This is a genomic window from Anoxynatronum sibiricum (genome assembly GCF_039414295.1).
Lineage (GTDB): Bacteria > Bacillota > Clostridia > Peptostreptococcales > Tindalliaceae > Anoxynatronum > Anoxynatronum sibiricum.
Genome location: NZ_JBCITM010000005.1, coordinates 24,591 through 45,119, shown reverse-complemented (window position 1 = coordinate 45,119; position 20,529 = coordinate 24,591). Strand labels below are relative to the sequence as shown.

Annotated in this window: 19 protein-coding genes; 7 read left to right on the top strand and 12 right to left on the bottom strand. The window is 47.2% G+C overall.

Going from position 1 to position 20,529, the window contains the following annotated elements; translation table 11 throughout:
- Positions 1–192: 192 nt before the first annotated feature.
- The 12 genes from AAIG11_RS06390 to rpmH all read right to left on the bottom strand — a co-directional run bounded on the left by AAIG11_RS06390 (position 193) and on the right by rpmH (position 10,319).
- Positions 193–1,338, bottom strand: a complete 1,146-nt coding sequence (locus AAIG11_RS06390; RefSeq protein ID WP_343185404.1) for an aminotransferase class V-fold PLP-dependent enzyme — start codon at positions 1,336–1,338, stop codon at positions 193–195.
- Positions 1,339–1,429: 91 nt separating this feature from the next.
- On the bottom strand, positions 1,430–2,302 hold the full coding sequence (locus tag AAIG11_RS06385; RefSeq protein WP_343185556.1) for a ParB/RepB/Spo0J family partition protein: 873 nt from the start codon (positions 2,300–2,302) through the stop codon (positions 1,430–1,432).
- Entirely contained in the window at positions 2,302–3,075 is a 774-nt protein-coding gene (locus AAIG11_RS06380) for a ParA family protein (RefSeq protein ID WP_283409404.1), read from the bottom strand. Before AAIG11_RS06380 ends, AAIG11_RS06385 begins: the two co-directional genes overlap by 1 nt.
- Before the next feature lie 265 nt (positions 3,076–3,340).
- Positions 3,341–4,075: a 16S rRNA (guanine(527)-N(7))-methyltransferase RsmG gene (rsmG, locus tag AAIG11_RS06375; protein ID WP_343185403.1), complete on the bottom strand. Its 735-nt coding sequence runs from the start codon at positions 4,073–4,075 to the stop codon at positions 3,341–3,343.
- A complete protein-coding gene (mnmG, locus tag AAIG11_RS06370; protein ID WP_343185402.1) occupies positions 4,072–6,027 on the bottom strand; it encodes a tRNA uridine-5-carboxymethylaminomethyl(34) synthesis enzyme MnmG in 1,956 nt (651 codons plus the stop codon). Before mnmG ends, rsmG begins: the two co-directional genes overlap by 4 nt.
- Before the next feature lie 120 nt (positions 6,028–6,147).
- Positions 6,148–7,536: a tRNA uridine-5-carboxymethylaminomethyl(34) synthesis GTPase MnmE gene (mnmE, locus tag AAIG11_RS06365; RefSeq protein WP_343185401.1), complete on the bottom strand. Its 1,389-nt coding sequence runs from the start codon at positions 7,534–7,536 to the stop codon at positions 6,148–6,150.
- A 91-nt stretch (positions 7,537–7,627) separates the two neighbouring features.
- Complete coding sequence (gene jag, locus AAIG11_RS06360) at positions 7,628–8,248, bottom strand: RNA-binding cell elongation regulator Jag/EloR (protein ID WP_343185400.1); 621 nt, start codon at positions 8,246–8,248, stop codon at positions 7,628–7,630.
- Entirely contained in the window at positions 8,245–8,877 is a 633-nt protein-coding gene (locus AAIG11_RS06355) for a YidC/Oxa1 family membrane protein insertase (RefSeq protein ID WP_283409400.1), read from the bottom strand. The genes jag and AAIG11_RS06355 overlap by 4 nt, the downstream gene beginning before the upstream one ends.
- Before the next feature lie 115 nt (positions 8,878–8,992).
- Positions 8,993–9,136, bottom strand: coding sequence for a hypothetical protein (locus AAIG11_RS06350; protein WP_343185399.1), 144 nt, complete (start codon positions 9,134–9,136; stop codon positions 8,993–8,995).
- Between the two features lie 127 nt (positions 9,137–9,263).
- A complete protein-coding gene (yidD, locus tag AAIG11_RS06345) occupies positions 9,264–9,494 on the bottom strand; it encodes a membrane protein insertion efficiency factor YidD (RefSeq protein ID WP_343185555.1) in 231 nt (76 codons plus the stop codon).
- Between the two features lie 243 nt (positions 9,495–9,737).
- Complete coding sequence (gene rnpA, locus AAIG11_RS06340; RefSeq protein ID WP_343185398.1) at positions 9,738–10,127, bottom strand: ribonuclease P protein component; 390 nt, start codon at positions 10,125–10,127, stop codon at positions 9,738–9,740.
- A 57-nt stretch (positions 10,128–10,184) separates the two neighbouring features.
- The gene (gene rpmH, locus AAIG11_RS06335) at positions 10,185–10,319 is read right to left on the bottom strand and encodes a 50S ribosomal protein L34 (RefSeq protein ID WP_283409397.1); all 135 of its coding nucleotides are present in this window, start codon (positions 10,317–10,319) and stop codon (positions 10,185–10,187) included.
- Positions 10,320–10,993: 674 nt separating this feature from the next.
- Here rpmH and dnaA point away from each other — a divergent pair.
- The 7 genes from dnaA (at position 10,994) to gyrA (ending at position 20,277) form a co-directional block, all read left to right on the top strand.
- Positions 10,994–12,361, top strand: a complete 1,368-nt coding sequence (dnaA, locus tag AAIG11_RS06330) for a chromosomal replication initiator protein DnaA (RefSeq protein ID WP_343185397.1) — start codon at positions 10,994–10,996, stop codon at positions 12,359–12,361.
- A 259-nt stretch (positions 12,362–12,620) separates the two neighbouring features.
- The gene (gene dnaN, locus AAIG11_RS06325) at positions 12,621–13,733 is read left to right on the top strand and encodes a DNA polymerase III subunit beta (RefSeq protein ID WP_343185396.1); all 1,113 of its coding nucleotides are present in this window, start codon (positions 12,621–12,623) and stop codon (positions 13,731–13,733) included.
- Positions 13,734–13,911: 178 nt separating this feature from the next.
- Complete coding sequence (locus AAIG11_RS06320) at positions 13,912–14,118, top strand: RNA-binding S4 domain-containing protein (protein ID WP_343185395.1); 207 nt, start codon at positions 13,912–13,914, stop codon at positions 14,116–14,118.
- 80 nt (positions 14,119–14,198) lie between these two features.
- Positions 14,199–15,329 (top strand): DNA replication/repair protein RecF, encoded by a 1,131-nt coding sequence (gene recF, locus AAIG11_RS06315; RefSeq protein WP_343185394.1) that lies wholly within the window; start codon positions 14,199–14,201, stop codon positions 15,327–15,329.
- Between the two features lie 82 nt (positions 15,330–15,411).
- Positions 15,412–15,780, top strand: a complete 369-nt coding sequence (locus AAIG11_RS06310) for a hypothetical protein (protein ID WP_343185393.1) — start codon at positions 15,412–15,414, stop codon at positions 15,778–15,780.
- A complete protein-coding gene (gene gyrB, locus AAIG11_RS06305) occupies positions 15,755–17,674 on the top strand; it encodes a DNA topoisomerase (ATP-hydrolyzing) subunit B (RefSeq protein WP_343185392.1) in 1,920 nt (639 codons plus the stop codon). Before AAIG11_RS06310 ends, gyrB begins: the two co-directional genes overlap by 26 nt.
- 17 nt (positions 17,675–17,691) lie before the next feature.
- The gene (gene gyrA / locus AAIG11_RS06300; RefSeq protein ID WP_343185391.1) at positions 17,692–20,277 is read left to right on the top strand and encodes a DNA gyrase subunit A; all 2,586 of its coding nucleotides are present in this window, start codon (positions 17,692–17,694) and stop codon (positions 20,275–20,277) included.
- Positions 20,278–20,529 lie beyond the last annotated feature (252 nt).

Genomic DNA, 20,529 nt, shown 5'->3' with positions numbered 1-20,529 from the left:
TATCCGCAGCTGCCATTGATCAAATCCCTTATGTTTATCTTGTTCTGTCTGTATTTTTTCAGTGACATTACAGGTGTAGTTGCGCTCAAAGCTTGTGTGTATTTTGTTTTATCTATCGTCATTCAGTGCCACCGCAGGTACTCTTGTGCTCAAACACTTTTCATTTTAAGCGTCCCGTGAGTGGCCTCCACCTTAAGAAAACTGTTTCATCACCTGGGAGACGGCTGTCAGTGCCGCCTCGATGTCATCGGCTGTGGTGTGCCAGCCCGGACTGAACCGCAGAGTGCCCTCAGGAAATGTGCCAATGGTTTGATGTGCCAGTGGCGCACAATGTAACCCGGATCTGGCGGAGATACCATACAAACTGTCCAGGGTATAGTTAAACTGATTCACATCAAGATTTCCCGGACGAAAGGAAACCACGCTTCCCCGCTCTCTATTTTTTGATGAACCATAAAGAGTGATCCCCTTAATCACCGACAATCCTTCCATGAGTCGATTGACCTGTTCTGTTTCATAACGCTGAATTTCTGCCACTCCAGTTTTCAGCAAATAGTCGACGCCGGCCTTCAGTCCTGCCAGGCCATGCATATTTTGTGTGCCGCTTTCGTAGCGATCAGGCGCAACCTCAGGCTGGAGAAGGTCTTCAGACCTGCTTCCCGTACCGCCCTGTTTCAGCGTTTTTATTTTAAGATCTTTGCCAACGTACAAAAAGCCGGTTCCCTGAGGCCCTAAAAGAGCCTTATGGCCAGGGGCTGCCAGAAAGTCTGCCTTCATGGCTTCTACGCTTAGTGGCATACTGCCGCAGGATTGGGAAGCGTCCACTAAAAAAAGAAGGGTATGCTCCTTTGCCATTTTCCCCATTGCTTCAATTGGCAGAAGGGTGCCCGTCACATTGGAACAGTGTGTCGCTATAATCATGCGGGTATTGGGCCTAATGGCTTTTTTGAGGTCCTCCACTTTCACATCGCCGGTTTCATCACCCCAGACAATGGTGTGGGAGATACCTGCTGCTTCAAGCGTCTTAAGAGGGCGAAGCACCGAATTGTGCTCCATGGAGGTGGTGACGACGTGATCACCCGGGTTTAACACGCCATGAATGACCAGGTTCAAAGCTTCCGTCGCATTCAGGGTGAATACAATTTGAAGGGGATCCGGGCAATGAATCAATTCGCTGATAGAACAACGGGTTTCGTAAAGCAAACGACTGGACGCCAGCCCGCCCTGATGGGCAGACCGTCCTGCATTGCCGCCAATTTGCTCCAGCTGATTCACGACAGCCTGAATCACTTCGGGCGGTTTTGGAAAGCTGGTGGCTGCATTATCTAAATAAATCATGGGTGAGTTGTCTCCATTCATTATGTTTCACGTGAAACATTACTGGTTGAAGTCGGTTTGATCAGGTGCTGACACTCTGATGGCATTCTGTTTATGAATTGAGCATGTCCAGAATGCGTTGCAAATCTTGCTGATTGTAGTATTCAATTTCAATTTTGCCTTTTTTGGCGCCATTGGTAATTTTCACTTTGGTATTGAAATAATCCTGAAGCCTGGTTTCCACCGCCACCAGCTCCGGGTCTCTTTTTTTAACCGATGCTTTTTTCTTTTGCTTGGTGCGTTCCTGTCGAACCATTTCTTCGACTTGCCTTACATTGAGTTTACTGTCGATAATTCGCAACGCCAGTTTCAACTGCAACGCGTCATCTTCAATTCCAAGCAGTGCCCGACCCTGGCTTCCGCTGAGACGTCCTTCTTTCACCAGCACCATCACTTCCGGCGACAGTTGCAGTAATCGAATGGTGTTGGCCACATAAGAACGGCTTTTACCCAGGGCATCACCCAGTTCTTCATGGTTAAGCCGATATTCTTCCATCAGATACTGATACGCTGTGGCTTCTTCAATCACTGACAAATTTTCTCTTTGAAGGTTTTCAATGAGTGCCACTTCGTAAAGTTGCCGGTCTGTATACTCCTTAACAATACAGGGGATCTTTTCCATTTCCACCTGCTGGGCCGCTCGCCAGCGACGTTCACCAACAATGATCATGTATCCCTTTTGTTTTTTTGCCACCAGAATTGGCTGAATCATCCCATGCTGTCGGAGAGAAGCTGCCAGTTCTGATAAAGCTTCTGGCTGAAACACTTTTCGCGGCTGATTTTCATTGGGGTACACCTGTTCAATGGGGATCATGCGCACTTGGTCCTGGTCATTTCCTGCAGCTTCCTGTTCCACATCCTGCCAATGGGGTATCAATGCCTCCAGCCCTTTTCCAAGTCCTTTTTTCTTGCCTGCTCCTGTCATCACCAGTCACCTTCTTCCAATTCAATGAATTCCTCAGCCAGTTCCCGGTAAGCCTCAGCCCCTTTGGAACGAGCGTCGTAATAAATGATGGGTTCACCATGACTCGGTGCTTCTGCCAGGCGTATATTTCGGGGAACAATGGTGCGGTACACCTTCCCCCGGAACACCCGTTTCACCTGCTCCACCACTTGGATGGAGAGATTGGTGCGCCCATCAAACATCATCAGCACCACTCCCTGAATGGTAAGTGCCGGGTTAAGGTTGTTTTTCACCATCTGGTAGGTGTTCATTAGATGGCTGACCCCTTCCAATGCGTAATATTCGCATTGAATGGGAATAAGAATGCGGTCAACCGCTGCCAACGAATTGATGGTGAGTAAGCCCAGTGATGGCGGACAGTCCACAAAGATGTAGTCATATTTCTCTTTGATGGTTTCAAGGGCCTTGCGCAACACTCTTTCCCGCTGCTTTTGCGCAGTCAGTTCAATCTCGGCCCCTGCCAGATCAACGCTGGCAGGGATTACATCCAGGTTTTCATACCCTGATGGAATAATCACTTTTTCGATATCAATTTCATTTACCAAAGCATCATAAATGGTGGTGGTCAATTGGGACTTGTCGATACCAAAGCCACTGGTGGCGTTCCCCTGGGGATCAATGTCCAACACGCAGACTTTTTTACCCTGTGCTGCAAGACATGCGCTGAGATTGACCGCCATGGTGGTTTTCCCCACGCCGCCTTTTTGGTTAAATACCGCGATGGATACGCCCATGCTGTGTTCCTCCTTGTATTGCTTCTCAAAGTTGTTCCAGCATTTCCCAGTGGTGGGTTGCGTTGAGCGACGAGTGAGACGTCTGCTTTTTCCATTCTATCATGTTTTATAGGCAGAAGAAAGCTCCTGAGCTTCTTTTTATATGAAAGCCGCCTATTTGTTTCACGTGAAACAAATAGGCGGCTCATTTGTAAATACTGGATCTCAACCGTTTTAGATGTGTTATGGTGCTGCAGTCTGTGATTTGATTTGAAGCAGGCTTTCTTTATAAAGGCTTCTTGGAAGGGATCCCCGGCCGCCGGGGATATTTGAAAGAAGTCGCTCCTGTTTTCTGAAAAACAATGAGGGTATGCTTTAGGTCGGTATACGGAATGTCCACCGTTCGAATTTCTGCCACCACCACGTTGAACTCCTTCATGGCTTTTTCTGCATCATCCAGTTCTTCCCGCCATCGGGGTCCCTTTTGACAGCAAAACCGCCCGCCAACTTTCAGTAAAGGAATCACGTATTCCAGCAATACCGGTAGGGCTGCCACCGCTCTCGAAACTGCCAGTCGGTACTGTTCCCGATGCTGCGTATTACGCCCTGCCTGTTCAGCCCGGGCATGATAGAGCTTTACCTGTGCCAACCCCAGGCGTTTGATCACTGTTTCCAAAAAAGTAACTCGTTTCGCCAGTGAATCCATCAGTACATAGTGCTGCTGGGGAAACATAATTTGAAGGGGTATTCCGGGAAATCCGGCACCGGTGCCCATGTCAAGCACCTGGGTTGCCTCAAAAAAACCAGGGGCCTTGGCACAGGAAATAGAATCGAGAAAGTGGTGGGTAATAATCTTTTCAGGTTCAGTGATGGCTGTTAGATTCATTTTCTCGTTCCATTCCATGAGCAGTTCATAGTAATGATTAAACTGCTGGATCTGTTCTTCAGTCGCATCAAAATTAAGTTCTCTGATGCCTTCGGCCAGCATCTTGATCAGATCAGGTGTCATGGTTTGGCTCATTGCACGTCTTCCCCTTTCTCTTTCATGCGACGTTGTTGCTCCAGGTACACCAGCAGCACTGAGATATCTGCAGGTGAAACACCCGAAATGCGGGAAGCCTGTCCCAGTGAAAGGGGCCTCAGTTGGGAGAGTTTTTGCCGGGCTTCCAGGCGCAGGCCTGCTATAAGATGATAATCCAGCTCGGGTGGCAGCAGCCGGTGTTCCATTTTTCTGAACTGCTCCACGCTTTTCAGCTGTTTATCAATGTATCCCTGATATTTGATCTTCACTTCACACTGGGTAATCACCGCTCTGGAAAGGTGAGCGTTATGCTGAGGATCCACCGAAGCCAGATCATCATAGTCGATTTCTGGTCTTTTCAGGGCATCCAGAAGGGATAATCCGATTTTTACTGTGGATGAACCCTTTTTCTCCAGCAACGGATTCATGCTTTCCGGCGGGAGAATGGTTTTTTGGAGCCGGTTCATTTCATTAGTCACCGCTTCACTTTTGGCTTTCATGGCATCATAGCGTTCCTGTGAGGCAAGGCCCAGATGATAACTTTTTTCAGTAAGACGGGCATCGGCATTATCCTGGCGCAACACCAGCCGATACTCTGCTCTTGACGTCATCATTCGGTAAGGCTCATTGGTGCCTTTGGTGACAAGATCGTCAATCAACACGCCAATATATGCTTCTGAGCGATCCAAAATGAAGGGGGCTTTTCCTTTCAGTTTCAGCACAGCATTGATCCCCGCCATCAGTCCCTGGGCAGCCGCTTCTTCATAACCGGAGGATCCGTTGAACTGACCGGCACAAAACAGATTTTTCCATGCTTTCATTTCCAGTGAAAGGGTTAACTGGGTGGGGTCAATGCAGTCATACTCAATGGCATAACCAGGCCGCATGATTCTCACCTGTTCCAATCCGATCATGGTGCGGTACATGGCCAGCTGCACTTCTTCAGGCATACTGGTGGACATGCCCTGCACATACATTTCGGTGGTGCGACGGCCTTCAGGCTCCAGAAAAAATTGATGGGTGGGTTTATCACTGAATTTCACCACTTTATCTTCAATCGAAGGACAATAACGCACCCCGGTGCTTTTAATCTCGCCGCTGTACATGGCTGACCGGTGAAGATTTGCTTCAATAACCGCTTTTGTTTCAGGGGTGGTACGGCTCAACCAGCAGGGGAGTTGCTGAATTTCCAGGTGTTCATTGGCAAAAGAAAAAGGAACAATCTTCTGGTCGCCGTCCTGCCGTTCCATTTTAGAAAAGTCAACAGTGCGGGCATCTACCCGGGCTGGTGTTCCGGTTTTAAACCTGCGTAGTTCAATGCCCATGGCTCTTAGTTTTTCTGAAAGAAACTGGGCGGGAAAAAGACCGCTGGGCCCTGATTCGTAATGAGTTTCACCCATGAACACTTTACTCTTTAAATATACACCTGTGGCTAAAATGACAGCTTGACTGCGGTAAATGGCTCCGGTGCGGGTTACCACTCCCGCCACCTTTCCTTTTTGAAGATGGCCATGTTCTTTTATTGACTGGTTTTCCGTCTGCCCATTGTCATCAGTTATCGTCACCAAATCCACCACTTCTGCCTGAAGCAGGTCCAGGTTCTCCTGGTTTTCCAGTACCTGTTTCATTGCCTGCTGATACTCCCATTTATCTGCCTGGGCACGCAGGGAATGAACCGCGGGCCCCTTGGCTGTATTCAGCATTTTGCTTTGAACAAAAGTTTTGTCTATGGTGAGGCCCATCTCGCCTCCCAAGGCATCCACTTCTCTCACCAGATGCCCTTTTCCTGTTCCCCCGATGGAAGGATTACACGCCAGTAATGCAACGGCATCAAGGGAAATGGTAATGAGAAGTGTGCTCTTTCCCATTCGTGATGCTGCCAGTGCCGCTTCACATCCGGCATGCCCGGCACCCACCACCACCAAATCATATTGACCTGCTTCATAGTGCATGTGCTTGACTCCTTTACCTGCTGATTTTAACATTTGTTATATATTGGTTCATATCTTATTCGCAAATTCATTATCCTGAACAACTTCTCTGATGCGTTGCCCTTATCTTCTTTCAAACACCTATTTACCGATGCAGAAATGGGAAAAAATGAAATCCACCAGATCTTCCCGAACCGTTTCACCAATGATTTCACCAAGGCTGTCCATGGCAGTTTGATAGTCCACTTGGAGAAAATCAAGGGGCAGCTGATTTTCCAGTGCCTGCAAACCGTCCTGAAGGGCTTTTCGCGCAACTTCCAGTGCCTGTTGATGCCGCAGGTTGGTTACCATTTCTTTTTCCTGTTCCCTGGTTTCTCCCTGAAAAACCAGGGCCATGAGGGCCTCCTCCAACGCTTCCATTCCCGCTTCTTCCAGAAGTGAAATGCGCAACAGCTGGTTTCGATCCACCCAGTCGGGCAGCTCTGTTTCAGAAAACAGGGAGGGAAGATCTGTTTTGTTCACAAGAATCAGTGTTTTCTTGTTTTTGATCATGGAGATAATTTCCTGGTCTTCCCGGCTCAGGTGCGTGGAGGCATCCAACATCATGATCACCAGATCTGCCTTTTCGAAAAGGAGACGGGTGCGTTCCACTCCCAGCTGCTCCACCAGGTCTTCTGTCTCTCTAATTCCTGCGGTATCCATGAGAACCATGGGAATCCCCTTCAGATTAAGCTGTTCTTCAATGGCATCACGGGTGGTGCCGGGAATATCGGTGACAATGGCGCGGCTTTCACGAAGCAGGGCATTGAGCAATGATGACTTTCCCACATTGGGTTTTCCCACAATGATAGTCTTGATCCCTTCTCTTAGGATTTTACCGGTTCTGGCAGAAGCGATCAACCCATCGATTTCTTTGATGAGTTCCCTGCTGGCCTTCATCAGACTATCATAAGTGGCCACCTCCACATCTTCCTCCTCGGAAAAATCGATGGAGACCTCCATTTCTGCCAGCAGCGCCAGCATACGCCCCCGCAGGAAGCGCACTTTTCTGGATAAGAATCCTTCCAGCTGGTCCATGGCAGCCTGATGACTGCGTTCTGTTCGGGCACTGATTAAGTCCATCACTGCCTCCGCCTGGCTCAGATCCAGACGCCCATTGAGGAAAGCCCGCTTGGTAAACTCACCCGGTACCGCGCCACGAATTCCCTGGGAAAGAAGCAGTGCCATGATACGTCTTACCGACTGAGTGCCGCCGTGGCACTGGATTTCAACCACATCTTCCCGTGTGTAGGTGTGGGGCGCTTTCATGTAGACCATCAGTACTTCGTCCACGACTTCGCTGTTTTCAGGGTTTCGAATCTGCCCATACAGCATACGCCGCGGCGGCAGGGATTCCACAGGTCTGCCATAGGCATCATAAAACAGTCTGCGCACTTTTTCGAGGGCTTCACCGCCACTGACGCGAACAATACCAATGCCTGCTTCTCCCGTTGCCGTTGCAATGGCAGCAATGGTTTCCTCCTGCACCATCATGTATCCTCCTTCTTCTTCAGGGTTCTCAAGTAGAAAAAAACCCAGCCTTCACTGGGTTTTCAAGTCTTTCTTATCAGAGTGTTCACATTTACTTTTTCAGGGCAATGGCCACTTTGCGGTAGGGTTCTTCCCCTTCGCTGTAAGTTTGCACCCTTGGGTCTGACTGAAGCGCTGCATGAATGATACGGCGCTCGTAAGGGTTCATTGGTTCCAGCACCATGGTTTTACGGGTCATTTTGACTGTTTTAGCCATTTTATTGGCCAGTCGAATCAGTGTTTGCTCCCGTTTTTCCCGGTAATTCTCAGTATCCAGCATCACTTTAACATATTTATCCCGATGTTTGTTGGCCACCAGGCTGGTGATGTACTGAACTGCATCCAGCGTCTGGCCTCTTTTACCAATCACCATTCCCATATTGGGCCCGGAAAGATCAATACGCATTTGATCGTCATCATAATCGATGTGTATATCCACTTCAAGTTCCATGGCCTGAAACAGATCCTGAAGAAACAGCCGGGTTTCATCTTCAGTTTGATCCATCAAGGAAAGCTGCACTTTGGCATCTTTGCTGCCGATGAGTCCCAACAGTCCTCTGTAGGGCGCTTCCAGAATCTTTACTTCCACATTTTCCCGCGCACATCCCAGTTCTTTGAGCCCGTTGGCAATGGCCTCTTCAACGGTTTTTCCGGTCGCTTCCACCGTCGTCATTTGGCTTCACTCCCTTTATGCGGTAATAAGGATGCCGGCCTGTGAATGGCCAGCTGTTGAACTGTTTGGAACAAGTTGCTCACAACCCAGTACAGGGTTAACCCGGCTGGAAAACTGCGGCCCCACCAGAAAATCATGAGGGGAAAGAAGTAAAGCATCATTTTTTGCATGCTTTCCTGTTGTCCGCCAGCTCCTTTGGCCGATGACATGGTTTTGCTGGACAAGTAAGTGGTGGCCCCTGCCAGTACGGGTAAAATCCACGGGTCCGGTGCTGATAAACTGGGCATCCACAAAAATCCTGCTTCCACAATTTCCTGAGCGATTCCGTAATTTTCAGGTTGTCTCAGAACAGTGAAAAGACCGATAATGATCGGGAACTGAATCAGTAATGGCAGGCATCCCCCAAAGGGATTCACGTTATGTTCCTTGTAAAGCTCCATCACTTTTTCATTCATTTTTTCTTTATCGTTCTGATATTTCTTTTGAATTTCTTTGATTTTCGGTTGGATTTCCTGCATGTTCTTCATGGACTTGGTTTGCTTAATGGTCAACGGAATCATGATCATTTTGACCAGTATCGTAAAAATGATAATGGCGATTCCGTAGTTACCAACAATGCCATAAACCATTAAGAGGAGTCTCCCAAGTGGTTCTGCTATAAATGACACATTCAAAACCTCCAACATTCATATTCAAACCGATTATTGGCATCGGTTTTTTGTCGTTCCCGGTATCAGAAAAGACTCAAGCTTTTTTTACTGTTAATCCCGCCGGCCAGTTCCTGCTGCCTGCGGTTTCCCTGTTTAATGGTTGTTTTGACGACTGTGCCTCTTCGAGCACTTCACACTTCAATAAAAGACGCTCTTGATGAAGTTTTTTACCATCCACGCATTTCGAATGATTTCTTTCTCTCTCAGTCATTCTGTTTTCGCGGTATGCTTAAGCTGTTAATTTTTTCAAAAGGTTAAGATCCTAATGATGAAAATGGTTTTGATGTATACGCTCTTTTAACCTGCTAAAGTTCATTTTCAGTGTGTCGGTTTTCCTTCTCAGGAACATGGTCAACACCACCAGCGTGAAAAGGATGGCACTTGGCAATTCGACGGATCATAAGCCCGGTTCCTTTCCAAAAGCCAAATCTTTCATAAGCGGTTAAACTGTAGGCTGAACAAGTGGGGTGAAACCGGCAGGTTTGACCTTTTAGCGGTGAAATCCAGCGCTGATAAGCCTTGATAAGATAAATCATTCCTTTTGTTCCCATAGTTCCTGCTTCTTTCTGCTCTTAATTCCTAAATCGTCATTCATTTCATTCGTTTATTCATTGTCTGATTCATGATGCTCTTTCCTGTAAGAAATACTGATCATTCAACGGTTCTGATGCTGCCGTTTTAATGATTATTCACCTTGGTTTCATCCATTATTTGATCCATGCTTCCTTTTGAGTCCTCACATGCACCTTTGTCCTTAACCGTCTTCTTCTGAATCGTTGTCAATTGCCGGGCTTTTGTGAATCCCCGCGGTTCTTTGATTGACTGTTGTGAAGCCTTTTCTGGTGAAAGTTTTTTCGCAGCAGGTGTGCCACGGCACTTTTCAGTGTGTGGTAATCTGCTTCACCGCAGCCGGCCCGGGCAATCCATACCAGATCATAGCCCGGAGGCAGCTTCTCTTCCAGCTCCCGAAGGCTCTCTTTGATTCTTCGTTTCACCAGATTGCGCACCACACTCTTACCCACTTTTTTTGAAACAGTGATGCCTACCCGTGTTTCATCCGTTTGATTTTTTAAATAATGTAACACCAGGTTGCGGTTTGCAGTGGATTTGCCCAGCTGGTACACCCGTCTGAACTCTCGGTTCTTTTTCAACGCCTGGGTGCGATTCAACGGCATCCCTCCCCCGCAGCTTGCCTTTCAGACTGAAAAAGGCCACATAATGCGGCCTTATGCTGTCAGTTGCTTTCTTCCTTTGAGTCTTCTTCTTCGCAGGACATTCTGACCCGCTTTTGTACTCATACGCTTTCGAAAGCCGTGTTCTCTGCTTCGCTGGCGTTTTTTAGGCTGATAAGTTCTTTTCATGGTTCCAACACCTCCTCATGATACAGCAATCATGCAGTTCGTTTCTTGTCAGTGCCGTCAAACGGCTTTACGGAAAGAATCAGACAATAATACACATAGATTATAACGACTTTACCTGTTGCTGTCAAGAAAAGGCTTGCAGCGGCTCTGTGGAAAAAATTATTTATTTTATCCACTTGTGGATATTTAAATCTTTTCTGTGAAAAAAAGCAAGAATAAACTGCTGTCATTTAGTATTTTCAACCTCTACAGTTCATTGCGAAATTATCCATTTTATTCATACTTATCCACAGGATGTGGATAAGTATGTGTGTAACTTTTTTCATTTCTCTATAACAAGCCACTTTCCATTATTTTTTTAAAAAAATGAATTGTGGATAACTGGTGATTTGCTATTCCCTTCAACTCTTTATATAATAAAACAGAGTCTAACGGCCAACTGAAAACAAGCAGCCCGGCAGGCATTGAAAAGTTCTCCACATGCTCCCGGTTTTTTCCACAGATTGTTCACAGCTTTACCAACAATCTTTTTTTGTCTCTTAAGCACGGACTTCCTGCGATGAATCACTTATCCATCAAAGATGTTCCTTTGCTTTCAGTTGACTTCATATTGCTTGTTTGAAAAAAACAGAATGGATTCTGATTAGGCCGGAACCAACAGGAGGTTTTTCACCATGAGTCAAGATCGTTACCTGCAGCAAGTATGGACCGAAGCACTTTCATTAATTGAGCCGGAAATGAATGATACCAGTTTTAATACCTGGATCGGTGTCATTGAACCCCTAAGGGTTGTACCCGGCGAAAACAGGATTGTACTTGAAGTACCTTCTTCTTTTATCAAGAACATTCTCAGTGAACGGTACCATATTCTTATTAAAAACACCATTCAGCGGGTAACCTCCCGAGCGTATGAAATTTCTTTCCAATCGCCTGAAGACGTGCCGGAAGAAATGGTTGTATCTCCCCCTGCAGTTGCTGAACGCCATGATGTATCATCACTTCCACTTCAAACCAGTATTGGAAACCTAAACCCAAAGTATGTTTTTGAAACCTTCGTGGTGGGCAACAGCAATCGTTTTGCCCATGCAGCTTCTCTGGCGGTGGCTGAAGCACCGGCAAAAGCCTATAATCCCCTCTTTATTTATGGAGGTGTGGGTCTTGGAAAAACCCATCTGATGCATGCCATCGGTCATTACATACTACAGCATAATCCGGCAATGAAAGTTTTTTACGCTTCTTCTGAAAGTTTTACCAATGAACTGATTAATTCCATCCGTGACGACCGAAACATTGAGTTTCGCAATAAGTACCGAAATGTGGATGTTCTTCTCATTGACGATATTCAGTTTATTGCCAACAAAGAACGTACTCAGGAAGAATTCTTTCATACCTTCAACGCACTTCATCAATACAATAAGCAAATCATTATCTCCAGTGACCGGCCCCCAAAAGAAATTCCCACTCTCGAGGAACGCCTGCGCAGCCGTTTTGAATGGGGCCTAATCGGTGATATTCAACCGCCGGATTATGAAACCCGCATTGCCATTCTTCGTAAAAAGGCTGAAATGGAACAAATACGGGTTCCTGATGACGTTCTCCTTTATATAGCCAAAAGAATTCAGTCAAACATCAGAGAGTTGGAGGGCGCTTTGAACCGCATCGTGGTACAGTGTTCCCTTAATAATAATGAAATCACCCTTGAAGCTGCCGGCGATACCATTAATGATATTTTTTCCACTAAATCCAGGCAAGTGACTGTTTCTTTCATTAAAGAATACGTGTCCGGTCAGTATAACATTAAGCTGGAAGAGATTGATTCAGCAAAAAGAACGCGTTCCATTGCGTTTCCAAGGCAAATAGCCATGTACCTCACCCGGGAACTCACAGATTTATCCCTTCCTAAAATAGGCAGTGAGTTTGGAAACCGTGATCACACCACTGTGATGCACGCCCATGAAAAAATCGTGACAGAAATGCGCAGCGATGATTCCCTTAAGCATCGCATTGAAAAAATGATGGAAGAAATACGCGGCAATGATTAACAATGTCATCCACATCCCCATGTGAATCAGTTGTGGACGAGTTGTGGATAAAGGGAAAAACCCCTCTTTTTCTTTTTTGCTGTGGATTCTGTGGACAAAAATGCCCCTTCATTCACACCTTTAGCCACATTTTTTTCGTTCAAATTTCAACGGTTACATCGGTTTTTAACAAATCCACAGCCCCTACGACTATGACGACTGTCTTTTTTGCTTTTACTGTCTTATTATTTCTCTCATTCACAAAAGGAGGTTATCCACCGTGCGTTTCACCATCCAACAAAAAGAACTCCTCAAAAGTCTCTCTATTGTTCAAAAGGGGGTTTCCAGTAAAACCACCCTCCCTGTTTTGAAAGGGATTTACGTCGAAGCCTTTGACCAGTATTTAAAGCTGGTGGCCACAGACCTGGACATAGGCATTGAGCATTTTAACCTGGCAGAAATAGAAGAAGAAGGGGCTTTTGTTGTCGATGCACGGCTGTTTCTCAACATCGTGCGTAAAATGCCCGACCGGCCCATTCACTTTCAAATGGCTGAACACCGTCAGCTGCTCATTACCTGTGATCATATTTCATACACCCTTCACCTGCTGGAAGTGGAAGAATTTCCAGAACTGCCCATCATTAATGCTGATACTTCTTTTCAACTTCCTCAGGACCTTTTCAAGAGCATGATTCAACAAACCCTTTTTTGTGCCTCTGTGGATGAGTCGAAGCCCTCTTTACTGGGCCTGCGGTGCGAAATGAAAGAAGGGCGACTTGAAATGGTGGGAGTTGACGGTTTTAGACTGGCCCTGCGTCGATGCCGTGTCAATACAACTCAGGAAACAAGTTTTACGGTTCCTGTGAAGACCATGAGTGAACTGGTGCAGATACTGGAAGACAATGAAAAACCACTTCAGGTGTCACTGACCGATAAGCAGGTGGTCTTTTCCATGGAGAAAACCACTCTTAACTCCCGGAGAATTGATAAGCCCTTTGTTCAGTTTAGAGATATACTTCCGAAACAGCACGATACTGTTATTAGAATTCCTAAAAACACCCTTTTTGCAAGTGTTGACAGAGCCAGTCTGATGGTAAAGGAAGGGAAGAGCAGCTTGATCAAATGGGTGATTCGCGACAGCACCCTTTCCCTCACAGCCCGCACAGATCTGGGGCAGGTACATGAAGAAATGCCTGTGTCACAACAGGGTAATAACAAAGAGATTGCTTTCAATGCCCGTTATTTTTTGGAAGCATTGCGGGCCATTGATGAAGAAGAAATTGATATTAAACTGAATCAGATGAACACACCAGGCATCATTGAACCCATTGAGGGTGACGACTGGCTTTATCTGGTATTGCCGGTGCGAATGAACGCATCTGAAGACTTTTAGCGTTGAGAAGAAGGGTGACAATTACTGAAAGAGATGGTCAAAAAATGTAAGAGAGGGTCAAATACTGAATAAGATGAACTTGCAGTGATACAGAAGAACAGAAATAGAATCAGAATCAGTGAAGAAGAAACACTGGAAAAGAAAAAGTGATATGGCAATGTAAAGGGGGATTTATGTCATGATTCAGTTTACACTGGAAGGCGACTACATAAAACTGGACCAGCTGCTGAAAGCGGTCAGCATTGCCGATAGCGGAGGCCAGGCCAAACACCTCATTGTAACAGGAATGGTAAAGGTGAATGGAACAGTGGCCACTGAGAGGGGTAAAAAAATAAGACAGGGTGATCAGGTGATTTGTGAACGTGAGATGATAGAAGTTGTGTGAGATAACAGTATAAAACAGCTCTTGATGAACCAGTTATTCATGAACCGGTTTTTTACCCATGAGAAAGAAGTGAAGTCACCATGATGGTGGAATCAGTCATGCTTTCCCAGTTTCGCAATTATGAATCGCTGCAACTGGCATTTCACCCCGGCATCAATTTAATTCTTGGAGAAAATGCACAGGGCAAAACCAATTTATTGGAGGCCCTTTATCTTTGTGCTGCCCTGCGTTCATTCAGAACAAGACGAGACAGTGAGTTCATCAGATTTGGCGCTTCCCAGGGCTACCTGAAAATGAACCTGGTCACCACCCAGGGAGACGATAAAAACCACCATCAAATGGAAATGATGTTTCGGCCTGACCAGAAAAAAAGAGTCAAAAGAAATGGTATTTCTCAACAGCGAATCAGTGATGTGATGGGCACCTTCAAGGCAGTGCTTTTTTCACCTGAAGACTTAAAAATAGTGAAAGACAGTCCTTCAGAAAGACGCCAGTTCATGGACAGTGAGATGGTGCAGGTGTCTCCCCGTTACTATCACACCCTGCTTCAATATCAGAAAATCATGAAACAACGCAACCAGTTATTAAAAAACAACAACCCAAAAGAAGAAGAAATATCCATATGGGATAACCAGCTGAGCGAGTTTGGTGCTCGGTTAATGAAGCAAAGGCACCAGTTTTTAATGGAAATTGAGAAATGGGCAAAAGAAATACACCATTCCCTCACAGGAAAAAAAGAAGAACTGGCGATTCACTATCAACCGGGACTTCTTCTGCCGCCAGAATGGCCAGAAAAGACTCCTGAAGAACTGACAGAGATCATGGAAAAGCTTTTGGAAAAAAACCGGCGGGCAGATCTGTACCGGCAAACCACGGGAAAAGGACCCCACCGGGATGACCTGGCCTTCACCATTAACCGAATGGATGTGCGCCAGTACGGGTCCCAGGGCCAAAAAAGAACAGTGGTGCTTTCATTGAAACTTGCCGTGATGGAATGGATGAAAGAGATGACAGGCGAATACCCGGTATTGCTGCTGGACGATGTTACCAGCGAGTTGGATGAGGGAAGGCAGCGGGATCTATTGGAGTATCTGAAACCGGTGCAGACCATCATCACGGCTACCCATACCCTGCCGGGAATGGAAGATCCTCACCGGGGGCGCTTGTATTTTGTGGAGAAGGGAATGGTAAAGCTTTCCAAAGAAGTCTAAAAAGGATATAATAAAGAGTGGTGGATTTTAATCCAGAGAAAAAATTTTCTTTCCAGAAGAAATGAAGGAGGGGTTGTCATCCGTGTACTTGCATATAGGAGAAGGCTTGCTGGTCAAAAAATCAGAAGTCATCGCTATTTTGGATGCCCGTCAAATAATGGATGCCGAAAACAGCCAGGTTTTTTTTGACACCTTTTCTGGTGACCATTCCCTTCATGAAAATAATATCAAGTCTTTTGTAATGGTGGATGCCCCAAAGGGACAAACGAAAAGCAACCGGAGGCGGCTTCAAAAAAAAGAACAAAAGAGAGATCATCAAAAAAGCAAACCCCTGATTTTAGTATCGGCCATTGCCAGCACCACCCTGCAAAAACGCTTTCACAGCAAAAATGAAGAAATGATGGATATAGAATTGAGGGAAACCCATGGAAAACAGACAAAACAATTATAATGCGGAACAGATTCAGGTACTTGAAGGGTTGGAACCTGTTCGAAAAAGGCCGGGCATGTACATTGGCAGCACCAGCGCCCGGGGTCTTCACCACCTGGTGTATGAAGTGGTGGATAACAGCATCGACGAAGCCCTGGCCGGTTATTGCACAGAGGTCACCGTTACCATTGATGCTGACAATCAGGTAACAGTCACTGATAACGGACGAGGAATTCCCATCGAAGTGCATTCTCAGACGGGAAAATCCACCCTGGAAACAGTGCTCACCATTCTTCATGCCGGAGGTAAATTTGGAGGAGACGGCTATAAAGTTTCCGGCGGACTCCATGGCGTGGGGGTTTCAGTGGTGAACGCCCTGTCTGAAAAACTGGAAGTGGAAGTGAGAAGGGACGGCTACCGTTACATTCAAAGCTACTCCAAAGGGCTGCCCCTGTGTGAAGTCTGCCGTATGGAAGAAACAGAAGAAACAGGTACCAGCATGACCTTTCAGCCAGATCCCACTATTTTTGAAGAAGTCATTTTCAAGTATGAATCCCTGGAAAACCGCCTGCGGGAACTGGCATTCCTCAACAAGGGCATCCGCATTGTGCTGGAAGACAAGCGGGAAGAGCAGGAGCGTAAAAGCATTTTCCACTACAGCGGCGGGATCAGGGAATTTGTGCGTCATATCAATAAAAACCGGGAAGCCCTCCACGAAACCATCCTCTATTTCGAAAAGGAAAAAGAGGAGTCAGTGGTGGAAATTGCCATGCAATACACCGATTCCTATACCGAAAATATTTTCAGCTTTGCCAATAATATCAATACCCAGGAGGGCGGCACCCACATGAGTGGGTTTAAGGGTGCCATGACCCGGTGCATCAATGACTATGGCCGAAAGAATGGTTATTTGAAAGAAAAAGACACCAATCTGCTGGGGGAAGATATAAGGGAAGGCCTCACCGCCATTATTTCGGTGAAACTTCGAAACCCCCAATATGAAGGTCAAACCAAAACCAAGCTGGGGAACAGTGAAATAAAAGGCATTGTGGAGAGCCTCACCGGTGAATTTCTGGATGGGTTTTTGGAAGAAAATCCGGCGGAAGCCCGCATTATCATGGATAAATGTCTCCGGGCCCAACGAGCCCGTGAAGCCGCCAAAAAAGCCCGGGAGCTGACCCGGCGAAAAGGCGTGCTGGAAAACACCGCCCTGCCGGGAAAACTGGCAGACTGTGCCGAACGGGACGCTTCCCTGTGCGAAATTTACATCGTGGAAGGGGATTCCGCCGGCGGCAGTGCCAAGCAGGGAAGAGACCGGGCCACCCAGGCCATTCTTCCCCTCCGGGGAAAAATTCTCAACGTGGAAAAAGCCCGTTTGGACCGTATGCTGAATTTCTCTGAAATTAGAGCCATGATCACCGCCTTTGGAGCGGGAATCGGGGATGAGTTTGATGAAAGCAAGCTGCGTTATCATAAAATCGTCATCATGACTGACGCCGATGTGGATGGCGCTCATATACGCACCCTATTGCTCACCTTCTTTTTCAGGCATATGAAACCACTGGTGGAGTCCGGCTATATCTACATTGCCCAGCCGCCCCTTTACAAACTCACCAAGGGAAAAGAAATCAGATATGCCTATTCCGATGAACAGATGAAAAGAGAAATGCAAGAGATGAGCCCTGAAAAGGAAGGGCTGGTGGGTATTCAGCGCTACAAAGGGCTGGGAGAAATGAATCCCGACCAGCTGTGGGATACCACCATGGATCCCAAAACCCGAACGCTTTTGAGGGTTACCATCGACGAAGCCGCCGTGGCAGACGAAATTTTCACCACCCTCATGGGTGAAAAAGTGGAACCCCGCCGGGAGTTCATTGAAAATAACGCCCGGTATGTGACCAATCTCGATATCTGATAAGGGGGAGAAAAAAAGTGGATCAGGAATTGCAAAAAATCATCCCCATCGGTATCGAGGATGAAATGAAAAAATCATACATCGATTACGCTATGAGCGTCATCGTTGGCCGTGCCCTCCCAGATGTAAGGGATGGGTTCAAACCTGTTCACCGTCGCATCCTGTATGCCATGAACGATCTGGGGATGGGGCCGGATAAGCCCTACCGAAAATCTGCCAGAATTGTCGGGGACGTTCTGGGTAAGTACCATCCCCATGGCGACAGCGCGGTTTATCTAGCCATGGTGCGGATGGCGCAGGATTTTTCCATTCGGGCACTTTTGGTAGACGGCCACGGCAACTTCGGCTCTGTTGACGGCGACAGCCCGGCAGCCATGCGTTACACCGAAGCAAGGCTGTCAAAAATAGCGGTGGAAATGCTTCGGGATATCGGTAAAGAAACCGTTGATTTTATGCCCAACTTTGATGAAACCCTCCAGGAACCGGTGGTGCTTCCCAGCCGTTTTCCCAACCTGCTGGTGAATGGATCCAGCGGCATTGCCGTGGGCATGGCCACCAACATTCCTCCCCATAACCTGGGAGAAGTGATAGATGGAGCCGTTATGATGCTGGAAGAACCAGATATTTCGCTGGAAAAACTGATGACCACCATTCCCGCCCCTGATTTTCCCACTGGGGGCACTATTTTGGGGCGCAGCGGCATTCTGGCTGCCTATCGCACCGGCCGGGGCCGGGTAAGGGTACGCGCCAAAGCAGAAATTGAACAGCTGAAAAACGGAAAAGCACAGATCATCGTCACCGAACTGCCCTATCAGGTGAACAAGGCCCGCCTCATCGAAAAAATAGCCCACTTGGTGCGGGATAAAAAAATGGATGGCATCACCGATCTGAGAGATGAATCTGACCGGGACGGCATGCGCATTGTCATTGAACTTCGCCGTGATGTCAGCCCCAATGTGGTACTGAACCGGCTTTACAAGCATTCCCAGATGGAAGAAAGTTTTGGGGTCATCATGCTGGCACTGGTGGACGGCCAGCCCAAAGTACTAAATCTGAAAGAAATGCTCCATTACTACCTGGAGCATCAGAAAGAAATCATTGTGCGCCGCACCCGTTATGATTTGGCCAAGGCAGAAGAAAAGGCCCATATTCTGGAAGGTCTTCGAAAGGCTCTGGATCACCTGGACAAGGTAATCGCCCTTATTCGCAGCAGTCGCACCGGGGCAGAAGCCAAAGAAGGCCTCATCACCCAGTTTGATTTCTCAGAGCGTCAGGCTCAGGCCATTCTGGAAATGCGCCTGCAGCGCCTCACCGGTCTTGAGCGGGACAAAATCATTGCCGACTACGAAGAAACCATGAAAGTGATTCAGCAGCTGCGGGCCATTCTGGCCAGTGAACAGCTGGTGAGAGACATTATTCGTGATGAACTTGTGGAAATCAAGGAAAAATACGGCGATCCCCGCCGCACTCTCATCGAAGAAAATATCGAAGAGCTGAACATGGAAGACTTCATCGAAGAAGAAGATGTGGTCATCACCATGACTCATTTCGGCTACTGCAAGCGGGTGCCCGTCAGCGAATATAAAAGCCAAAAACGGGGCGGAAAGGGAATCAGTGCCCTCAGTACCCGGGAAGAAGACTTTGTGGAACGCATTCTTATCACCTCCAGCCACGATTCTCTCCTCTTTTTCACCAACAGAGGGCGGGTGTACAAGCTGAATGTGTATGAAATTCCTGAAGGCAAACGGCAGGCCAAAGGCAGTGCCATTGTGAACCTGATTCAGCTGGAACCAGAAGAAAAGATCACCGCCACCATTCCTGTGAGCAAACAGTGTGATCTTAAATACCTTCTCATGGCCACTGAAAAAGGCGTCATAAAAAAAACCCAGCTCTGCCAGTTTCTCAATACCCGCAAAAGAGGCCTCATTGCCCTCACACTGCGGGAGGGTGACCAGCTTATTAGCGTGCGTCATGCCGATCCGGGACATCATGTGATGCTCACCACTGCCCGGGGCATTGGTATTCGTTTTGAAACCGACAGGCTTCGGGAGACGGGCCGCAGCTCTATGGGTGTCAAAGGCATCACCCTGGCAAAAGATGACCGGGTGGTAACCATGGAAGTCTTTGATCCCCAGCAACCGGAAGACCTGCTGGTGGTGAGTGAAAAAGGCTTTGGAAAACGTACCAGCGTTAATCAATACCGTGTCCAGTCAAGAGGCGGCAAAGGGCTCTATACCTACAATTATACCGCAGATACCGGTGAGCTCATCGGTGCCCGCATCACCAACGATGACGATGAACTGCTGCTCATCAATCAGGATGGCAGTATCATCCGCCTGGCCGTGGCCACCATCTCCCGAGTTGGCCGCCGCACCCGGGGCGTGCGCTTGATGCGTACCGGCGAACAGCACCACATCATCTCCATGGCACTGCTGCCCCGACGGGAAGAAGAACCGGAGAATGCCCTGGAAGAAGAGTTGGAGGCAGAGGTGGAAATGGAAGGTGCCCAGGGAATTGATATGGAAACAGCAGAGGAAGTAGCGGTATCAGAAGGTTTGGAAGAAGGGTCAGAAGAAGAGTCAGACGAAGAAAACGAAAAGTAAACGAAAAGTAAACGAAAAGTAAACGGGAACGAAAACAAACGAAGATAATAAATCAACAGGCACCTTTTGCCGCATCCATTGATGGAAGCCGGCAGGGGTGCTTTTTTTGATAAGAAAAACTGATGGGGCTTCAAAGTGGGCTAAAAAACCTCTCAAATCTGGTCAATCCAGGTCCCTTATGCTATGATTGAAGGCATAGAATGAGGATACCGTAAGCATTAGGAAGGGTCGCCATTTCGCTGGAGAGATATC